Source organism: Pseudonocardia sp. SID8383 (genome assembly GCF_009864975.1).
GTDB classification, from domain to species: domain Bacteria; phylum Actinomycetota; class Actinomycetes; order Mycobacteriales; family Pseudonocardiaceae; genus Pseudonocardia; species Pseudonocardia alni.
Map to the genome: position 1 here is coordinate 1 of NZ_WWFY01000519.1, position 18,442 is coordinate 18,442.

18 protein-coding genes are annotated in these 18,442 nt (G+C 73.0%); 10 read left to right on the top strand and 8 right to left on the bottom strand.

The window, feature by feature from the left end:
- Positions 1-218 precede the first annotated feature (218 nt).
- Positions 219-1,439 (bottom strand): acetyl-CoA C-acetyltransferase, encoded by a 1,221-nt coding sequence (locus GTW08_RS12675; RefSeq protein ID WP_073577677.1) that lies wholly within the window; start codon positions 1,437-1,439, stop codon positions 219-221.
- Between the two features lie 112 nt (positions 1,440-1,551).
- Between GTW08_RS12675 and GTW08_RS12680 the strand changes: the two genes are divergently transcribed.
- Genes GTW08_RS12680 through GTW08_RS12690 form a run of 3 tightly spaced genes read left to right on the top strand, consistent with a single transcriptional unit; the run spans position 1,552 to position 4,587 of the window.
- Positions 1,552-2,013, top strand: coding sequence for a pyridoxamine 5'-phosphate oxidase family protein (locus GTW08_RS12680; RefSeq protein WP_073577678.1), 462 nt, complete (start codon positions 1,552-1,554; stop codon positions 2,011-2,013).
- A gap of 19 nt (positions 2,014-2,032) precedes the next feature.
- Positions 2,033-3,403 (top strand): cystathionine beta-synthase, encoded by a 1,371-nt coding sequence (locus tag GTW08_RS12685; protein WP_073577679.1) that lies wholly within the window; start codon positions 2,033-2,035, stop codon positions 3,401-3,403.
- 38 nt (positions 3,404-3,441) lie between these two features.
- On the top strand, positions 3,442-4,587 hold the full coding sequence (locus GTW08_RS12690; RefSeq protein ID WP_073577680.1) for a cystathionine gamma-synthase: 1,146 nt from the start codon (positions 3,442-3,444) through the stop codon (positions 4,585-4,587).
- A gap of 15 nt (positions 4,588-4,602) precedes the next feature.
- On the opposite strand, the gene GTW08_RS12695 is transcribed toward GTW08_RS12690, so the two are convergent.
- Entirely contained in the window at positions 4,603-4,830 is a 228-nt protein-coding gene (locus GTW08_RS12695) for a hypothetical protein (protein WP_073577681.1), read from the bottom strand.
- Between the two features lie 91 nt (positions 4,831-4,921).
- Between GTW08_RS12695 and ilvA the strand changes: the two genes are divergently transcribed.
- Positions 4,922-6,145: a threonine ammonia-lyase gene (gene ilvA, locus GTW08_RS12700; RefSeq protein ID WP_073577682.1), complete on the top strand. Its 1,224-nt coding sequence runs from the start codon at positions 4,922-4,924 to the stop codon at positions 6,143-6,145.
- A gap of 83 nt (positions 6,146-6,228) precedes the next feature.
- Here the strand turns inward: ilvA and greA are convergent, their stop codons facing one another.
- Positions 6,229-6,717, bottom strand: a complete 489-nt coding sequence (gene greA, locus GTW08_RS12705; protein ID WP_174565910.1) for a transcription elongation factor GreA — start codon at positions 6,715-6,717, stop codon at positions 6,229-6,231.
- A gap of 545 nt (positions 6,718-7,262) precedes the next feature.
- Between greA and mca the strand changes: the two genes are divergently transcribed.
- Both mca and GTW08_RS12715 read left to right on the top strand, forming a co-directional pair.
- A complete protein-coding gene (gene mca, locus GTW08_RS12710) occupies positions 7,263-8,141 on the top strand; it encodes a mycothiol conjugate amidase Mca (protein WP_062404173.1) in 879 nt (292 codons plus the stop codon).
- A 92-nt stretch (positions 8,142-8,233) separates the two neighbouring features.
- Positions 8,234-8,545 (top strand): hypothetical protein, encoded by a 312-nt coding sequence (locus tag GTW08_RS12715; RefSeq protein ID WP_083658998.1) that lies wholly within the window; start codon positions 8,234-8,236, stop codon positions 8,543-8,545.
- Between the two features lie 25 nt (positions 8,546-8,570).
- On the opposite strand, the gene GTW08_RS12720 is transcribed toward GTW08_RS12715, so the two are convergent.
- On the bottom strand, positions 8,571-9,197 hold the full coding sequence (locus GTW08_RS12720; RefSeq protein ID WP_073577802.1) for a PAQR family membrane homeostasis protein TrhA: 627 nt from the start codon (positions 9,195-9,197) through the stop codon (positions 8,571-8,573).
- A gap of 116 nt (positions 9,198-9,313) precedes the next feature.
- On the opposite strand from GTW08_RS12720, the gene GTW08_RS12725 reads away from it, so the two are divergent.
- On the top strand, positions 9,314-10,084 hold the full coding sequence (locus GTW08_RS12725; RefSeq protein WP_073577684.1) for an isoprenyl transferase: 771 nt from the start codon (positions 9,314-9,316) through the stop codon (positions 10,082-10,084).
- Positions 10,085-10,218: 134 nt separating this feature from the next.
- On the opposite strand, the gene GTW08_RS12730 is transcribed toward GTW08_RS12725, so the two are convergent.
- Together GTW08_RS12730 and GTW08_RS12735 are read right to left on the bottom strand one after the other, a co-directional pair.
- Positions 10,219-10,650: a hypothetical protein gene (locus GTW08_RS12730; protein WP_073577685.1), complete on the bottom strand. Its 432-nt coding sequence runs from the start codon at positions 10,648-10,650 to the stop codon at positions 10,219-10,221.
- A 1,134-nt stretch (positions 10,651-11,784) separates the two neighbouring features.
- A complete protein-coding gene (locus GTW08_RS12735) occupies positions 11,785-12,174 on the bottom strand; it encodes a hypothetical protein (RefSeq protein ID WP_073577686.1) in 390 nt (129 codons plus the stop codon).
- Positions 12,175-12,483: 309 nt separating this feature from the next.
- Between GTW08_RS12735 and GTW08_RS12740 the strand changes: the two genes are divergently transcribed.
- Both GTW08_RS12740 and GTW08_RS12745 read left to right on the top strand, forming a co-directional pair.
- On the top strand, positions 12,484-13,845 hold the full coding sequence (locus GTW08_RS12740) for a DUF885 domain-containing protein (protein ID WP_161151957.1): 1,362 nt from the start codon (positions 12,484-12,486) through the stop codon (positions 13,843-13,845).
- A 345-nt stretch (positions 13,846-14,190) separates the two neighbouring features.
- Entirely contained in the window at positions 14,191-15,471 is a 1,281-nt protein-coding gene (locus tag GTW08_RS12745) for a PhoH family protein (RefSeq protein ID WP_062400360.1), read from the top strand.
- A gap of 48 nt (positions 15,472-15,519) precedes the next feature.
- On the opposite strand, the gene GTW08_RS12750 is transcribed toward GTW08_RS12745, so the two are convergent.
- Complete coding sequence (locus GTW08_RS12750; protein WP_161151958.1) at positions 15,520-16,347, bottom strand: class II aldolase/adducin family protein; 828 nt, start codon at positions 16,345-16,347, stop codon at positions 15,520-15,522.
- Positions 16,348-16,390: 43 nt separating this feature from the next.
- Complete coding sequence (locus tag GTW08_RS12755; RefSeq protein WP_073577689.1) at positions 16,391-17,836, bottom strand: GuaB1 family IMP dehydrogenase-related protein; 1,446 nt, start codon at positions 17,834-17,836, stop codon at positions 16,391-16,393.
- A gap of 90 nt (positions 17,837-17,926) precedes the next feature.
- Between GTW08_RS12755 and GTW08_RS12760 the strand changes: the two genes are divergently transcribed.
- A partial coding sequence (locus tag GTW08_RS12760) for a GntR family transcriptional regulator (protein WP_161151959.1) occupies positions 17,927-18,442 on the top strand: 516 nt, incomplete at its 3' end.

The window sequence follows — 18,442 nt, forward strand, 5'->3', positions numbered from 1 at the left end:
CCGTCGGCGTCGAGGACCCGCCGCTGCGCGCCCACGTCGAGGCGGGCGGGACCCAGGGCGCGCTCGACGCGGACCGGGAGTTCGCCCGGCTGCGGACCGAGGCCGAGATCGAGGCCACCGGCGTGCGCATCGACCCGCCCGGCCACGCCGCCTGACCCCGTGACGCCGACGGGCCGGCCCGCGCGAGGCGGACCGGCCCGTTCGTGGGCGCCGTGGGGTCAGGCGAGGTTCTCGATCACCAGCGCCATGCCCTGGCCGCCGCCGACGCACATCGTCTCGAGCCCGTAGCGGCCGCCGGTGCTGCGCAGGCCGTTCATCAGGGTCGTCGTGATGCGGGCGCCGGTCATGCCGAACGGGTGGCCCAGCGCGATCGCGCCGCCGTGCACGTTCAGCTTGGCCTCGTCGATGCCCAGGTCGCGGGCACTGGGCAGCACCTGCGCGGCGAAGGCCTCATTGATCTCGACCAGATCGATGTCGTCGATGGTGAGCCCGGCGCGGTGCAGCGCCTGCTGGGAGGCCTCGACCGGGCCGTAGCCCATGATCTCCGGCGACAGCCCGGTGACACCGGTCGAGACGACCCGGGCCAGCGGCGTGACGCCGAGCTGCTCGGCCTTCGTGTCGGACATGATCACCAGGGCGGCGGCGCCGTCGTTGAGCGGGCACGCGTTGCCGGCGGTGATCCGGCCGTCCGGGCGGAAGACGGGCTTGAGCTGCGAGATCTTGTCGTAGGTGGTGCCGGGGCGGGGGCCGTCGTCGGTGTCGACGACCGTGCCGTCGGGCAGCGTCACCGGGGTGATCTCGCGCGCGAAGAAGCCGTCGGCGATGGCCTTCTCCGCACGGTTCTGCGACTGCACCGCGAAGCGGTCCATGTCGTCGCGGGACACGTCCTTGTACCGCGCCAGGTTCTCCGCGGTCTGTCCCATGGAGATGTAGGCGTCCGGCAGGAGGCTCTGGTCGCGCGGGTCGGTCCAGGTCTCGGCGCCCTTCTCCGCGGTCTCGGCGGTGCGGGCCTCGGCGTCGGCGAACAGCGGGTTGTGCGTGTCCGGCCAGGAGTCCGACGTGCCGCGGGAGAAGCGGGAGACGGTCTCGACACCGGCGGAGACGAACACGTCGCCCTCACCGGCCTTGATCGCGTGCAGCGCCATCCGGGTCGTCTGCAGCGACGACGAGCAGTACCGGGTGATGGTGGTGCCGGGTAGCGAGTCGTAGCCGAGCTGGATCGCGACGATCCGGGCCAGGTTGTTGCCCTGCTCCCCACCGGGCAGGCCGCAGCCGAGCATCAGGTCGTCGATCTCGGCCGGGTCCAGCTGCGGGACCTGGCCCAGGGCGGCGCGGACCATCTGCACGGTCAGGTCGTCCGGGCGCATCCCGGCCAGGGAGCCCTTGTTGGCGCGGCCGATCGGGGACCGGGCCGCGGCGACGATCACGGCTTCGGGCATGGGACGTCCTCCTCCATCGCAGGTACCTCTCGACCAGACCGTACTTGTCGGTAACCGATGTTCGGGAGACGGCGTGACGAAACCGTCAGGGGTCCGCGGCATGCTCTGATCCATGACGTCGTGGGGAGACTTCCGGCGGGCCGAGCCCGCGTTCGCCGATCTGTCCGAGCGGATCCTGCGGCGGGGGATCGCGCTCGTGATCGCGACGCTGCGCGCCGACGGCGCACCGCGCGTGTCCGGGATCGAGGTGGTGCTGGACGACGCCGGCGGTGACACCGAGCTCTCCTTCGGGTCGATGCCGGGCGCCCGGAAGGGCTCCGACCTGCGGCGGGACCCGCGGTTCGCGCTGCACGCCGCACCGGCCGACCAGTCCGGCGGGGACCTCGGGGACGGCGACCTGAAGGTGTCGGGCCGGGCGGTGCTGCAGGGCCCGCTGTCCGGGCCGGTCACCGGGGACGCGTTCCGCGTCGATCTCACCGAGGTCGTCTGGACCGGGCTCAACGACGAGCGGAACCGTCTCGTGGTGCGCTGGTGGACCCCCGGTGGCGGGATGCACGAGGTCTTGCGCGAGTGAGCGGTGGGAGGATGCGTGCATGCGCTACGTCGAGCACGTCGTCGATCTGGTCGGGAACACGCCCCTCGTCCGGCTGGGAGCGACGGCCGAGGGCATCGCCCCGCCGGTCCTGGCCAAGGTCGAGTACCTGAACCCCGGTGGATCGGTGAAGGACCGCATCGCCCTGCGGATGGTCGAGGCCGCCGAGGCCTCCGGTGAGCTGCGCCCGGGCGGCACGATCGTCGAGCCGACCTCGGGCAACACCGGGGTCGGGCTGGCGATGGTCGCCCAGCGCAAGGGCTACCAGTGCGTGTTCGTGTGCCCGGACAAGGTCGGGGAGGACAAGCGCAACGTCCTCAAGGCCTACGGCGCCGAGGTCGTGGTGTGCCCGACGGCGGTCGACCCCGAGCACCCCGACTCCTACTACCAGACCTCCGACCGGCTGGTCCGCGAGATCGAGGGCGCCTGGAAGCCCAACCAGTACGCGAACCCGGCCAACCCCGAGTCGCACTACCACTCGACCGGCCCGGAGATCTGGCAGCAGACCGAGGGCCGGATCACCCACTTCGTGGCGGGGATCGGCACCGGCGGCACCATCTCGGGCATCGGGCGGTACCTCAAGGAGAAGTCGAACGGCGCCGTGCGGATCATCGGCGCCGACCCGGAGGGCTCGGTCTACTCCGGCGGCACCGGGCGTCCCTACCTGGTCGAGGGCGTCGGCGAGGACTTCTGGCCGACCACCTACGACCGCGACATCTGCGACGAGATCGTCGCCGTCTCCGACGCCGACTCCTTCGAGATGACCCGCCGCCTCGCCCGCGAGGAGGCGCTGCTCGTCGGCGGTTCCTGTGGGATGGCGACCGTCGCCGCCCTGCGGGTGGCCGCGACGCTGCCCGCGGACGCGGTGGTCGTCGTGCTGCTGCCCGACGGTGGCCGCGGCTACCTCGGCAAGGTCTTCAACGACCGCTGGATGGCCAGCTACGGCTTCCTCCCGCCGTCGCAGGGCGCGACCATCGGCGACGTGCTGCGGCGCAAGGACGGCGCGCTGCCCGCGCTGGTGCACGCCCACCCCAACGAGACCGTCGCCGACGCCGCGCTCTACCTGCGCGAGTTCGGTGTCTCCCAGATGCCGGTGGTCAAGGCGGAGCCGCCGGTCATGGCGGCCGAGGTCGCCGGGTCGGTCAGCGAGCGCGACCTGCTCGACGCGCTGTTCACCGGGCAGGCCAAGCTCTCGGACCGGCTCGAGGACCACATGTCCGAGCCGCTGCCGACCCTCGGCGCCGGCGAGTCGGTGCAGGACGCGATGGAGGCCTTCGCCAAGGCCGACGCCGCGCTGGTGCTGGAGGACGGCAAGCCCGCGGGCGTCGTCACCCGGTCCGACGTGATCGCCTTCCTCGGCGGCAACGCCTGATCCGGCCCGCACGGGCGCCGGGAGTAGCCTCGGCGTCCATGCAGGGCTTCTCCACGCGCGCGATCCACGCCGGCCAGGTCCCGGACCCGACGACCGGCGCGGTCACGACGTCGATCCACACCAGCTCGACCTACGCCCAGGACGGCGTCGGCGGGACCCGCGGGGGGTACGAGTACTCCCGCAGCGCCAACCCGACCCGGACCGTGCTGCAGGACCAGCTCGCCGCCCTGGAGGGCGGCCGGCACGCGCACGCGTTCGGCTCCGGGATGGGGGCGACGGACACGCTGCTGCGGATCCTGCTCAAGCCCGGTGACCACCTGGTCATCCCGCACGACGCCTACGGCGGCACGTTCCGGCTGGTGGACAAGGTGCTGTCCGGGTTCGGCGTCGAGCACACCCCGGTCGACCTCGCCGACCACGACGCCCTGCGCGCGGCGCTGCGGCCCACGACCAGGGTCGTGTGGTGCGAGACCCCGACCAACCCGCTGCTCGGCATCGCCGACATCGCGGTGCTGGCGGGGGTGGCGCACGAGGCGGGCGCGCGGCTCGTCGTCGACAACACCTTCGCCTCCCCGTACCTGCAGACGCCGCTGGCGCTGGGCGCCGACGTCGTCGTGCACTCCACCACCAAGTACGTCGGCGGCCACTCCGACGTCGTCGGCGGTGCACTGGTCACCGACGACGACGCACTGTCCGAGCAGATCGCGTTCGTCCAGAACTCCACCGGCTCGGTGCCCGGCCCGTTCGACGCATGGCTGACCCTGCGCGGCGCGAAGACCCTCGCGGTGCGCATGGAGCGCCACTGCGACAACGCCGAGCGCGTCGCCGAGATGCTCTCCGCGCACCCCGCGGTGGCCTCGGTGCTCTACCCGGGCCTGCCCGGGCACCCCGGCCACGAGGTCGCGGCCAAGCAGATGCGCCGGTTCGGCGGGATGGTGTCGTTCCTCGCCGCGGGCGGGCGCGACGCGGCCCTGCGGATCTGCGCGGGCACCCGGCTGTTCACCCTCGCCGAGTCCCTCGGCGGGGTCGAGTCGCTGATCGAGCACCCGGGCGAGATGACCCACGCCTCGACCGCGGGATCGATGCTCGAGGTGCCGGAATCGCTGGTCCGGCTGTCGGTCGGCATCGAGGACGCCGACGACCTTCTCGACGACCTGCGGGCCGCGCTGGACGCGGTCCGGTAGCGCCGCCGGGCGGGCTCAGCTGCGCGACTGCTCCGGCGACGGCGCGGGGGGCTGGACCACCGGCGGCGGTGGGATGACCAGGTCACCCGGGTCCACGCAGCCGCCGACCAGCGACCACGTGCCGTCGCCGCGGGCCTCGTAGCGGCCCGGGTCGGCACAGCCCGCGTCGTGCACGGTCGCCACCGCGAGCGCGGCCAGTCCGGCGGCCAGCAGCAGCGGTGCTGTCGTGCGCAGACGCGTCATTCGCGAGTCCCTCCCGACACCGGGCGCGCAGGAGACGTCACGCCCGGTGAGACATCGGCGAGGTTACCCGGGGCGGTGCGAGACTGCCGGGATGGCCGCCCCCGTCATCCCCCCGGTCACCGCCGACGACGTGCTCTGCGCCCGCGAACTGCTCTCCGGCGTCGTGCGCACCACGCCCGTCGCCGGTGCCCGCGCCCTGTCCGACCTGACCGGCTCCCGGGTCGGTCTGAAGTGCGAGAACCTGCAGCGCACGGGCTCGTTCAAGATCCGCGGTGCCTACACCCGCATCGCCCGCCTCTCCGACGACGAACGTGCAGGTGGCGTCGTCGCGGCGTCGGCGGGCAACCACGCCCAGGGCGTCGCGCTCGCCGCACGGCTGCTGGGCGTGCGCGCCACCGTGTACATGCCCGAGCGGGCGGCCCTGCCCAAGGTCGACGCGACCCGCGGCTACGGCGCCGAGGTCGTGCTCACCGGCCGCACCGTCGACGAGGCCGTCACGGCCGCCACCGCGGCCGCCGAACGGTCGGGTGCGGTGTTCGTGCACCCCTTCGACCACCCCGACATCATCGCCGGGCAGGGCACCGTCGGCTGCGAGATCCTCGATCAGGTCCCCGACGCCGGCACCGTGCTGATCTCCGCGGGCGGTGGTGGCCTGCTCGGCGGGACCGCCGCGGTCCTGCGCGCCGCCCGCCCGGACGTCCGGATCGTCGGGGTGCAGGCCGCGGGTGCCGCGGCCTGGCCGTCGTCGTTGGCGGCCGGCGAGCCGATGCCGGTCGGCGGGATGCGCACGATGGCGGACGGGATCGCCGTCGGCCGCCCGGGCGATGTCACGTTCGCCCAGGTCAGCAGCCTGATCGACGAGATGGTCACGGTGTCGGAGGACGCATTGTCCGCGGCACTGCTGCACTGCCTGGAACGGGCGAAGATGCTCGTCGAGCCGGCCGGTGCCGCGTCCGTCGCCGCGCTGATGGAGCAGCCCGACCGCTGGCCGGGGCCGGTCGTGTGCGTGTTGTCCGGCGGCAACGTCGACCCCCTCGTGCTGCTGCAGGTCATCCGGCACGGGCTGGTCGCCTCGTCCCGCTACCTCACGCTGCACCTGCGGATGCCCGACCGCCCCGGCGCGCTCGCCGAGCTCCTGGCCCGGGTCGGTCGGCTCGGGGCCAACGTCACCGACGTCGCGCACTCGCGGATCAGGGGCGCGCTCGCGGTGGGGGAGGTCGACGTCGAGCTCAGCGTCGAGACGCGGGGGCCCGAGCACCGCGACGCCATCGTCGCCGACCTGCGCGAGGCCGGGCACGCCGTCGCCACGCCCTGACCCGTTCCGACACGCTCCGACCGGCCCCGACACGCGAACGGGCCCGGCCCACCGGCCGGGCCCGTTCCGCGGGTGGTCGTGGGTCAGCCGGTGAAGGCCTCCACCGACACCAGCGTCACCTTCATGGTTCCGCCGTCGGGCAGCTGGTACTCGCGGGTGTCACCCGGCTTCGCGCCGAGCAGCGCCGCGCCGAGCGGGGAGTTCGGGGAGATGACCTGCAGGTCGCCGTGGCTGCCCTCCTCGCGGGAGCCGAGCAGGACCTTCTCGGCCTCGTCGTCGTCCTCGTAGCGGATCTCGAGGACGGTGCCGGGGGAGGCCTCGTCAGAGCTGGACGGCGCGGTGCCGACCTGGGCGGTGCGCAGCAGCTCCTGCAGCTGACGGATCCGGGCCTCCTGCTGACCCTGCTCCTCGCGTGCCGCGTGGTAGCCGCCGTTCTCCTTCAGGTCGCCCTCCTCGCGGCGGGCGTTGATCTCCGCGGCGATGACGGGCCGGTTCTCGATCAACCCGTCCAGCTCGGCCTTCAGCCGGTCGTAGGCGTCCTGGGTCAGCCAGGTGGCCTGGGTGTCCGTCACCGTCATCAACTCCTCCAGGAAAACAGGACGTGTCACCGCCGGGACGCCTGGCGCCCGGCGGGCACACGGGGGTGGCGGCTCCGAGCGGCACGCCCCGAGTAAGGAAAAACACGACCCGCCTGCGGGTCGTGTAGGGCTCACCTTACCACGGAGCGTGCCGCTCATCGCAGCCTTTCGGTGAACGGGCGCGCGTACCGGATAGTTCCCTGTCGAGGAATATTCGCAGGTAACGGGGTTGTCGGCAGCCGCGCCGCCGCCCCGGTCGCGTCGGCGTCAACCGTCCGTCGCAGACGGGTGCCGCGGCGGGAACAGATGGTGCGGGTGACGGCGTTGCCGATGCCGGAGCCCGTGCTCGGCGCGGTTCCTGTCGGTCCCCTCTGCCAGGATCGTCCCTGAGCACGACCTCGCCGCCCGCCGCCGGCAGCCGACCGGTGCGGGACCCGAGTCCGGTGACCGTGGAGGAACCCGCCCCGATGGCTACGCAGTACACCCCGTCCGCCCCGCGCCCGGTCCAGCCGCCGGCGCCCGGCGAGCGTCCCCGGTTGATGACGGTGCACGCCCACCCCGACGACGAGTCGTCGAAGGGCGCGGCGACCACCGCCCGGTACGTCGACGAGGGTCACGAGGTCATGGTCGTGACCTGCACCGGTGGTGAGCGGGGCAGCATCCTGAACCCCGCGATGGACCGGCCGGACGTCCTGGAGAACATGACCGCGGTCCGCAACGCCGAGATGGCCCGCGCCGCCGAGATCCTCGGCGTGCAGCACGTCTGGCTGGGCTTCGTCGACTCCGGCCTGCCCGAGGGCGACCCGAAGCCCCCGCTGCCCGAGGGCTGCTTCGCCCTGGGGGACGTCGAGGAGCAGACCGCGGCCCTGGTGAAGGTCATCCGCGAGTTCCGCCCGCACGTGATCGTCACCTACGACGAGAACGGTGGTTACCCGCACCCGGACCACATCCGCACCCACGTCATCTCGATGGCGGCCTGGGAGGCCGCGGGCGACCCGGCACGCTTCCCGGAGGCCGGGGCTCCGTGGCAGCCGATGAAGCTCTACTACGGCCACGGCTTCTCCAAGGCCCGGCTGGAGGCCTTCCACAACGCGATCGTCGAGTCCGGCCAGGAGTCGCCGTACGCGGAGTGGCTGGAGAACTGGAAGAGCGACCGGCCCGACCCCGGCACCCGGGTGACCACCAAGGTCCCGTGCTCGGACTGGTTCGGCCGGCGCGACGACGCGCTGCGTGCACACGCCACTCAGATCGACCCGGACAGCAGATTCTTCTTCACCCCGCTCGAGGTGCAGGCCCGGGTGTGGCCCACCGAGGACTACGAGCTGGTCCAGTCCCTGGTCGACACCGAGGTCCCGGAGGACGACCTGTTCGCCGGCATCCCCGTCGAGGTCGGCGGGGAGCGCCGTCGCGCCGGATGAGGGCACGCGGGCTCCGCGGGTAGCCTGGTCACCGGCCCCTCCCGCAGCTGCGGGGTGGTGCCGGTGATCCGGGAACCGGAGTACGGAGGCGCGTGGCGGTGCAGGTCGAGAACGTGACGGCTGTGGTGAACCAGGTCGTGACGGGCCTGCTCGTCCCGATGCAGGACCGGCCCCCGCCCCCCGGGCAGCTGCCCGAGTTCGGCAACGCGGCCCCCGCCGGGCTGGCGATCGTGCTGCTCCTGCTGCTCGCGACGGTCTTCCTCATCCGCAACATGAGCAAGCGGATCACCCGGCTCCCGGAGTCCTTCGACGGTGAGGACACCGCGGAGGGCGGATCCGACCCGGCCGGCACCGCATCCGGGACCGCGACCGACCGCGGTGAGCCGGGACCGGCCCGCTCCTGAGTCGCCGACCCGTGGAAGCGCCGGGTCAGCGCAGCAGGACCAGCCAGATCGCGACGTGGTGGCAGGCCCAGGCCAACACCGTCGCGGCGTGGAAGAACTCGTGGTAGCCGAATGTCGCGGGCCACGGGTCGGGCCGTCGTAGCGCGTACATGACCGCGCCGATGGTGTAGAGGGCCCCGCCGGCGAGCAGCAGCACGAGCGCGGCCACGCCACCGCCGGCCAGCAGTCCGGGCAGCACGAACACCGCGACCCAGCCGAGCGCGACATAGATCGGCACCCCGACCCAGGCCGGCGCGGTCGGCCAGGCGAGCTTGAGCGCGACCCCGGCGAGCGCCCCGCCCCAGACGACGGCGAGCACCCAGGTGGCCGTCGCCGCGGGGAGCGCCAGCACCGAGACCGGCGTGTAGGTGCCCGCGATGAACAGGAAGATCATCGAGTGGTCGAGGCGCTTCATCAGTCGTCGCCGGGCCGGGTCGACCCAGGTGCGCCGGTGGTACAGCGCACTGATCCCGAACAGGCCGAACGTGGTCAGCGTGTAGACGGCCGCGGCCGCGGCCGCAGAGGCCCCGACGAGCGCCCCCGCGACACTGACGAGCGCGGCGCACGCGAAGACGGAACCGACGAGGCTCCACAGGTGCAGCCAGCCCCGCATACGGGGCTTGAGCGGGGCGGACGGGGCGATGCTCACGCACCCCGACGTTACGGGTCGCGACGGCAGGGGTCCCGTCCGGCGGACGAACACCACACCCGGGACTAGGCTCCCTGTACGTGGCCCTCCGAGACCTGCTCTACACGGTGTACGAGCGCAGGATCCTGCGTCAGATCGCGGGGGCCGAGCAGCCCAGGCACGTGGCGCTCATCCTCGACGGCAACCGCCGCTGGGCGCGGGAGGCGGGTCTGGCCGACCCCGCGGAGGGGCACCGTGCCGGCGCAGCGAAGATCGCCGAGATGCTCGGCTGGTGCTCCGAGGCCGGCGTCGAGGTCGTCACGGTGTTCCTGCTGTCCACCGACAACCTGGACACCCGCTCCCCGGAGGAGCTCAAGGACCTCCTGGAGATCATCGCCGGGGTCGTCGACGACCTCTCCGGCCCGGACACCCCGTGGCGGCTGCGGGTCGTCGGCGCGATGGAGTTGCTGCCGAGCAGCCTGGCCGACCGGCTGACCGCGGCGGTCGCCCGTACCGGCGACCGCGGGGGCATCCAGCTGAACGTCGCCGTCGGCTACGGCGGCCGCCAGGAGATCGCCGACGCCGTCCGCAAGATGCTGCTGACCCAGGCGGAGGCGGGACGGACGATCGAGGAGCTCGCGGAATCGCTCGACGTCGACCACATCGCGGAGCACCTCTACACCTCCGGACAGCCCGACCCGGACCTCGTCATCCGGACCAGCGGCGAGCAACGGCTGTCGGGGTTCCTGCTGTGGCAGTCGGCCCATTCGGAGTTCTGGTTCTGCGAGGCCTACTGGCCCGAGTTCCGCCGCGTCGATTTCCTACGGGCGTTGCGCGACTTCGGCGCACGGCACCGACGTTTCGGCGGATGAATTCAGATCGACCGTAACTTCCGGCCGGCTCACTCGTTATAGGAGCCCCAGAAACAAGGATCGCGATCCCCGGAAACGGGAAAGGCCCCGGGAGCGGACTCCCGGGGCCTTCCGCGCGTCGGTGACGCGAGGTCTTACTTGCCACCGCCGTGGTGCTTGCCACCGTCGATGTCGACCTTGTCGCCGTTGTCGGCGGCGTTGGTGCAGTCGACGCTGTTGTCCGACTCGACGCCCGACTTGTTGTACGCCTCGCTGAACAGACCGCCCAGGGCACCCTGGACCAGGCTGTTGCCGTTGAGGGCGGTCCCGCAGGCCTGCGGCGAGACGTTGATGTTGTTGTTGGACAGGTTCACCAGGCCGGCGCTGTTCTTCTGCGCGACACCCTCGGAGTCCTCGACGGTCGAGGCCTTGGCCTTGTTGCCGCTGAAGTAGCTCTCGTGGGACTTGGTGTTACCGCTGTCCTTGATGTGGGTGTCGCCACCGTGCTCACCCGCGAACGCGAGCGGGCTCAGCGCGACGAGCGACGCGGCGCCGGCCGCGGCAACGATTCCAGCCTTCTTCAGCACAGTCCGTCTCCTGTTAGTCGGAGAGCGCGCCCGACCAAGGTGCGCAACTCTCAGTACCTGTCGACGCTCGAACCGGGGAGCCCGCATCGACTGCGTGTCAATCTAACGGACGCTTTCGCGCTCGACAATCTGACCCTACGTAATTCTTAGGCGGAGTCGGCGAACCATTCGTGTACCTGGGGATTCGTCGCCGCAATCGCAGCGCGGTCGGCGTGGCGTGCGGGCGTGTCGGCGCTGCGGCGGACGGGGCAGCGGGGTGGGAGCCGTCCGGGGGAGACGTCCGACTGGTGTCGGCGGCACCGGGATCCTGCTGTGCGGCCCGCCGCTCGGGTGGCCACCCCCGACGGCCGGGGCCCCGACGAGGCCCGCGCCGGCCGGGACGGTCGAACCGGGCGGGCCTCGGGAGCGGAACTCGGGGATGGGCCGTGCCGGTGCGGGGCGGAGGTCGGCGGGCCGGCCGGGGGTGCCGTAGGTGCCGGACCGGTGCGGGCGACCCGGTTCGGCCCCGGTCCGGGCGGTGGGGGCTCACATGATCACCGGTTGTGGAGTCGGGCGTCCGCGACGCGGATGTTCCGCTCCACAACCGGTGATCACGGCGGCGTCCGGCATCTCGCGCGAGGTCGTGAGCGCCGGACGTGGCGTGCACGGCCGGGGTGTCGGCGGTCGGCACGGGGGCGGTCGGCCACGAGGGCCGCTGGGTGACCGGAGGCAGCCGAGTGCGAGGCCGCTGGGAAGTCGGGCGACGGGCACGTTGTGACCGAGGGCCGCGAGGCAGCTGGACGGCAGGCGCGTGCGGGGGCGCTGGGAAGTCGAGCGGCCTCACGCCGGCCGGGCGTGACAGCGGTCGGGCGGCAGGAGGCGCGCCGGGCGCGGGTGTCGCCGAGCCGCAGCACGGCCGCGGGTGCGAGGACGGCCGGGCACGAGGGGAGGTGAGCTACGTGTACGGAGCGTGGTCATGCGCTCAAGGGATCGGAGTGCCGTCCGGCGGCGTCGACACGACGGGGTGAACACGTCCCCGAGGGTCCGGAAAACGGTGACCCGACGGATTCCCGATCACCCGGGAGTGGGCCCGGATCGGAACGCAAGAATGCCCCGGAGCGGAAGCTCCGGGGCATTCTCAGATCTGCGAGGAGATCAGCCGATCGAGTCGCCGGCGCCGGCCTCCTGGCCGCAGTTGTCGGACTGGTCGGTGACCGAGTCGCCGGACTTGGCCTTGGCGTCGCCCAGGATGCCCAGGGCGCCGGTGAGGCCGTTGAGGGCAGAGGCGTCCTCGACCGGGACCTGCACGCCCAGCACGTTGACCGGAACGTTGTTGTTGCAGGCCTGGACCGGCACGTTGACGTTGTTGCCGTTCAGGCCGGCGATGAGGCCCTTGGCGTCCTTGTCGATGACGTTCTCGGCACCGTGGTGGTGGCCGCCCTTGTGGCCGTGGTCGCCGTCCTTGTCGCCGGCGAAGGCGAGCGGGGACAGGGCGAGCAGGGACGCGGCGGAGGCCGCAACCACGATTCCAGCCTTCTTCAGCACAGTTTTCTCCTGTTGAGTCTCGAGTCCGCCCGAAGCCGGTCTCACGCGTGCCGGCACGCTGACGAGGGGGAGCCCGTACCGACTGCAAGAAAGCTACCGCTGTTATTCCGGCGAAACAAATCTCGTGACCCTATCGGGGTACACTTTCACTGACGGTTCCGATACTCCCCAGATAGGTTGTTCCGGTCCCGTGCGACCGAGCTGTCACCGACACGGATCGTGCACTCTGCGTGGTCGGATACGTCCGAACGGACGCGTCACCGGCGGCCCTTACCGTCGTTCCGCACCGGGCCCGCCTACGCTCCGGGGATGGACCTGCTGCACGCGACGGCGGAGCTCGCGTCGCGGGTGGACCGGCTGCGGCCGGGTGTGCTGGACGGGCCGCCGCCGTACCCGTCGATCGCCCGGCGGGTGGCCGCGGAGCCGGTCCAGGACCCGGTGGCGCTGGTCGGCACAGCAGGGAGGCTGCGTGCGGAGGTCGCAGCGGCGGGACTCCCGGACGGTCGTCGCCGGCACCTGGACGCGCTCCTGGTCGCGCTGCGCTGCCGGGCCCGGCTGCTCGCCGGTGAGGACGTCGGCTACGTCGAGCAGGTCCGCGACCTGTTCGGGGTGCTCCCGCGCCGCAGCGAGCCGGACGAGCTGTACGAGGCGCACCGCAGGCTGGCGGCGGTGCTGCCCGGGCGCGGTCCGCTGGCCGCCCGGATGCGGGACCACCGGGCCGCCGACGTCGTCCCGGTGGAACGGCTGGCCGGTGCGGTCACCGCCGTCGTCGCCGAGCTGCGCCGCCGCACCCACGACATGCTGGGACTCCCGGACGGCGAGCGCGCCGACGTCGACCTCGTCGGCGCCCGGCCCTGGACGGCGTTCACCCGCTACCGCGGCGGCCTGCGCAGTCGGATCTCGGTCGCGACGACGGGCAGGGTGCGGGCCGGGTCGCTGCTGCCGCTGCTCGCCCACGAGGTCTATCCCGGCCACCACCTGCAGTACTGCCGGGCCGAGGTCGCGTCGGAGCGGTACCCGGAGCTGGCCCTGCGGCTGGTCCACAGCCCGCAGGGGCTGGTCGCGGAAGGGGCGGCGGAGGCCGCCGTCGCCGTCGTGCCCGGCCCCGGCTGGGGCGCGGTCGCCGAACGCGTCCTCGCGGGCGCGGGCGTGCACCTCGACGGCCCGGCGGCCGAGCGGATCGAACGGGAGCTGGACCTGCTGGGCCGGGTCCGGCTCGACGCCGCCCTCATGCGTCACGTCGACGGCGCAGGCCCCGACGCGGTGCTCGCCCACCTCGCACGCTGGCTGCTGGTCGACGACGACCGGGCGCGGCGCATGCTCGACTTCCTCGACCATCCCCAGTGGCGCACCTACCCGGTCACCTACGCCGAGGGCGGCCCGCTCGTGCGCGCCCGGCTCGCCACCGCCCCGGAGGGCCCGGCCGCCGCGCTGGCGACGCTGCTCGACACCCCGGTCCTGCCGTCGGATCTGGTCACCGACGGTGGCGCCGCGCACGGTCCGGAACGCGGGGACCGGCTCCCGCTCCGGTCGGAGTGCTCCGTCCGCCGCGCCTCGGCTGAGCCGAACGGCTCGCCACCGAACGAGGTGCTGTTACCCGATCCGACGTCGGACGGTACCGATCACACGATGAACGGCACGTTACGACTATTCCATCAGGGGTCAACGTAGGGATCCGACGGAGAGTTGCTATTGACCGCACGAGGGTGACCACTAGTAGCGTCCATGACGACGGGCTGTACCCGATGCGGCCCGTTCGGGAGGCCCTGGAGTGGTGTCACACGCACCCGAGAGGGCCGGCACCCGGCCCTTGCGGGCGTGCCGGCCGGAGGACCGCCATGGTCCCTCCGCGTCGTCGCGGCCCGCACCGGGGCCGGCCGGCCCGACGCAGAGCAGGCGCGGTGCCGCGCCTGCGAGGGAGCACCCGTGACCGATCGTCGTCCCGCCCTCACCGACCCGACCTCCGCACCGCAGGGGTCCGTCGGGGACGCACCGGCAGGTACCACCCGCTGCTATGTGCTCGACACGTCCGTGCTGCTGTCCGACCCCTGGTCGCTGCAGCGCTTCGACGAGCACCAGGTCGTCCTGCCGCTCGTCGTCATCAGTGAGCTGGAGGCCAAGCGTCACCACCCCGAACTGGGCTGGTTCGCCCGGACCGCGCTGCGCCAGCTCGACGAGCTGCGCGTCAAGCACGGCCGTCTCGACGCACCCGTGCCGATCGGCGAGTCCGGTGGCACGTTGCACGTCGAGCTGAACCACTCCGATCCCACGGTCCTGCCGGCCGGGTTCCGCACCGATTCGAACGACTCGCGGATCCTGGCCTGTGCGCTGAACCTCAAGGCGGACCCGGCCGCGCCTGCGGACGTCACGCTGGTCACCAAGGACATGCCGTTGCGGGTCAAGGCCGCCGCGGTCGGTCTGGACGCCGACGAGTACCACGGCCAGGACGTGCTGTTCTCGGGCTGGACCGGCATGACCGACCTGGAGGTGACCCCCGAGGACGTCGACGCGTTGTTCCGCGACGGCGTCATCGACCACGACGAGGCCCGCGACCTGCCCTGCAACACGGGGTTGCGGCTGGTGGGAGCGTCGAACGCGCTCGGACGGGTCACCGCGGACAAGCGGGTCAAGCTGGTGCGCGGGGACCGGGAGGCGTTCGGGCTGCACGGCCGTTCCGCCGAGCAGCGGATCGCGCTGGACCTCCTGCTGGACAACGAGGTCGGGATCGTCTCCCTCGGCGGCCGCGCCGGGACGGGCAAGTCGGCGCTCGCGCTGTGCGCCGGCCTGGAGGCGGTGCTGGAACGCCGCCAGCACCGCAAGATCGTCGTCTTCCGGCCGCTCTACGCCGTCGGCGGGCAGGACCTCGGCTACCTGCCCGGCAGCGAGGTCGAGAAGATGCAGCCCTGGGCGCAGGCCGTCTTCGACACCCTGGGCGCGATGGTCAGCCAGGACGTCATCGACGAGGTCATCGCCCGCGGGCTGCTGGAGGTCCTGCCGCTGACCCACATCCGCGGCCGGTCGCTGCACGACACCTTCGTGATCGTCGACGAGGCGCAGTCGCTGGAGCGCAACGTGCTGCTCACCGTGCTGTCCCGGCTCGGGACGGCGTCGCGCGTCGTGCTCACCCACGACGTCGCGCAGCGCGACAACCTGCGCGTCGGGCGGCACGACGGTGTCAACGCCGTCATCGAGAAGCTCAAGGGCCACCCGCTGTTCGCGCACGTCACGCTGACCCGCAGCGAGCGCTCGCCGATCGCCGCGCTGGTCACGGAGATGCTGGAGGGACCGAACTCCTGAGGTGCCGGGCCCGGCCCCCGTCCGCAGCCGCGGACGGGGGCCGTGTGCTCAGTCGAACAGGTCCGGGTCGGTACGGACGACCTCGTCCCACAGCGGCTGGTAGGAGAACCAGCCGGCGTAGGGGGTACCGGTCTGCTCGGCGGTGAACCGCGCGTTGGCGTGGTCGACGAGCGTCGGCGTCCCCGCGGCCTCGGCGAGGAGCTGTGCCTGGCAGTTGCGCTCGGTCGAGATGAACCACCAGGCGGCCTCGGCGACGGTCTCGCCGACGGAGAAGATCCCGTGGTTCTGGTGGAACACCATCTTCCGGCCGGTCAGGCCGCGGGCCAGCGCCCGGCCCGCCTCCGGGTCGAGCACGACCGCGCCCGCCCCCTCGTGGACGACGCCGTGGTTCTCGTAGAGGGCGCAGGCGTCCTGGGTGATGGGGTCCAGCGGGCGGCCCAGCGACGACCACGCCTTGCCGTGCACCGAGTGGGCGTGGGCGGCCGCGACGACGTGCGGGTGCTCGGCGTGCACGGCCGAGTGGATGACGAATCCGGCCTGGTTCACCGGGCGGTTCCCGTGCCGGACCGTGCCGTGGTGGTCGACCATGATCAGGTCCGAGACCCGGATGTGCCGGAAGCTCATGCCGAACGGGTTGACCCAGAACATCTCCGGGTCCTCCGGGTCGCGCACGGTGATGTGGCCGGCGATGCCCTCGCCGAAGCCGAACCGGCCGAAGATCCGGAACGCGCCGGCGAGCTGCTGCTTGCGGTGCAGCCGCTCCTCGGCCGAGGTGGCGAACGTCGGTGGCGTGGGCAGACCGCCGGTACCGCCGCCGCCGAGAGCGGCGGTACCGGAGCTGCTGCTGGTGGTGGTGTCCTGCGTGGGGGCGGCCATGACCCGACCGTGCGCCGGATCACGCACCGGGTCAAGCGGTGGGTCAGAGGCCGTGCGGGGTGCCCTCGGTGAACCCGGCGGTGGTCTGCACGCCGACGACGGAGCGCTCGTGCAGCTCGTCGACCGAGCGCGCGCCCGCGTAGGTGCACGCGGAGCGGACGCCCGAGCAGATCTCGTCGAGCACGTCCTCCACGCCCGGCCGGTCCGGGTCCAGCCGCTGGCGCGAGGACGAGATGCCCTCCTCGAACAGCGACTTGCGGGCACGGTCGAACGCGTTGTCCCCGCGGGTGCGGGCGCTGACCGCGCGCTTGGACGCCATCCCGAACGACTCCTTGTACGCCCGGCCGTGCTCGTCGCGCAGCAGGTCGCCGGGGGACTCGTAGGTGCCCGCCAGCCAGGAGCCGATCATCACCGAGGCCGCGCCCGCGGCGAGGGCGAGGGCCACGTCGCGCGGGTGGCGCACCCCGCCGTCGGCCCAGACGACGGCGCCGCGCTCGCGGGCTGCGGCGGCGCACTCGGCGACCGCGGAGAACTGCGGGCGCCCGACGCCGGTCATCATCCGGGTCGTGCACATGGCGCCGGGGCCGACGCCGACCTTGACGATGTCGGCGCCCGCGTCGACCAGGTCGGCGACGCCCTCGGCGGTGACCACGTTGCCGGCGGCGACCGGGACCGCGGCCCCGGCCTGGTCGACGACACGGCGGACCGCGCCGAGCGCGTCGAGCATCTTCTCCTGGTGGCCGTGCGCGGTGTCGACGACGAGCACGTCCACACCGGCGTCGAGCAGGGCCTTCGCCTTCACCGCGACGTCGCCGTTGATACCGATCGCGGCCGCGGTGCGCAGCCGGCCCGCGCCGTCGAGGGCGGGGGAGTAGATCCCGGCCCGGATCGCGCCGAGCGGGGTGAGCAGGCCCGCGAGGCGGCCGTCGCCGTCGAGGCCGAGCGCCACCGCCTTCCGACCGGCGTCGAGCCGCTCGAACACCTCCCGCGGCTCGGTGCCCAGCGGCAGCGCCAGGGGGTCCGGGTCGAGGACGTCGGCGAGCCGGGTGAAGCGGTCCACCCCCACGCAGTGCGCCTCGGACACGGTCCCGACCGGGCGGCCGCCGTCGTCGACGACCACGACGGCGTCGTGGGCCCGCTTGGGCAGCAGGTTCAGCGCGTCGGCCACCGCGTCGGAGGTGCGCAGCACCAGCGGGGTGTCCCACACCGGGTGCCGGGACTTGATCCAGGACACGATCCCGGCGACGGCGTCGGTCGCCACGTCCTGCGGCAGCACCGTCAGGGCGCCGCGGCGGGCGAGGGTCTCGGCCATCCGGCGGCCGGCGACGGCGGTCATGTTCGCCGCGACGACCGGCACCGTGGCCCCGGAGCGGTCCGGGGCGGTGAGGTCCACGTCGAACCGGGACGTCACCGTGGAACGGCGCGGGACGAGGAAGACGTCGTCGTAGGTCAGGTCGTGCTCGGGCCGGCGGTCGTCGAGGAAGCGCACGATGTCGGGATGCTACGCCCCGGGGCGTTGTCACGCGTCCGTCATGTGAGGGGAACCGCCGGGCAACCCCGCGTGCCTACCGTCGGGTACATGCCGGTGCCGTCGCCGTCCCACCACGTGCGGGCGTCCGACGCGCGCCGGGTACGGGACCTGCTGCGCATCGCGGTCGCCGGGCGCGCACGGACCGGGGACCTGCTTCCCGGCGAGGACGAGCTGATGGTCGGCCACGGTGTACCGCGCAGCGCCGTCCGTGCCGCGCTGGGGCTGCTCCGCGAGGAGGGGCTGCTGCGGCCCGGGCCGACCGCGCACCGGATCGTCGCCCGCCCGCACTACCCCGGCCGGACCGCCGTCACGGGCACGGGCACCCGGGTCCCGCGCTGGCTCGAACGCACCGGGATCGCCGCGCCCGACGTGCTCGCCGACTGGCTCGGCGTTCCCGTCGGCACACCATGCCTGCGCACCGAGTGCGTCTCGGAGACGGCCGGTGGCGGCGCGGTGCTGGAGACCCACTACCTGGCCACCGAGGCCGCGGCGCTGCTGCTCGCGGTGCCCGGGACCGGCCCGTTCGACCGGCAGCTCGCCGACGCCGGGCTGCGTCCCGCGCGG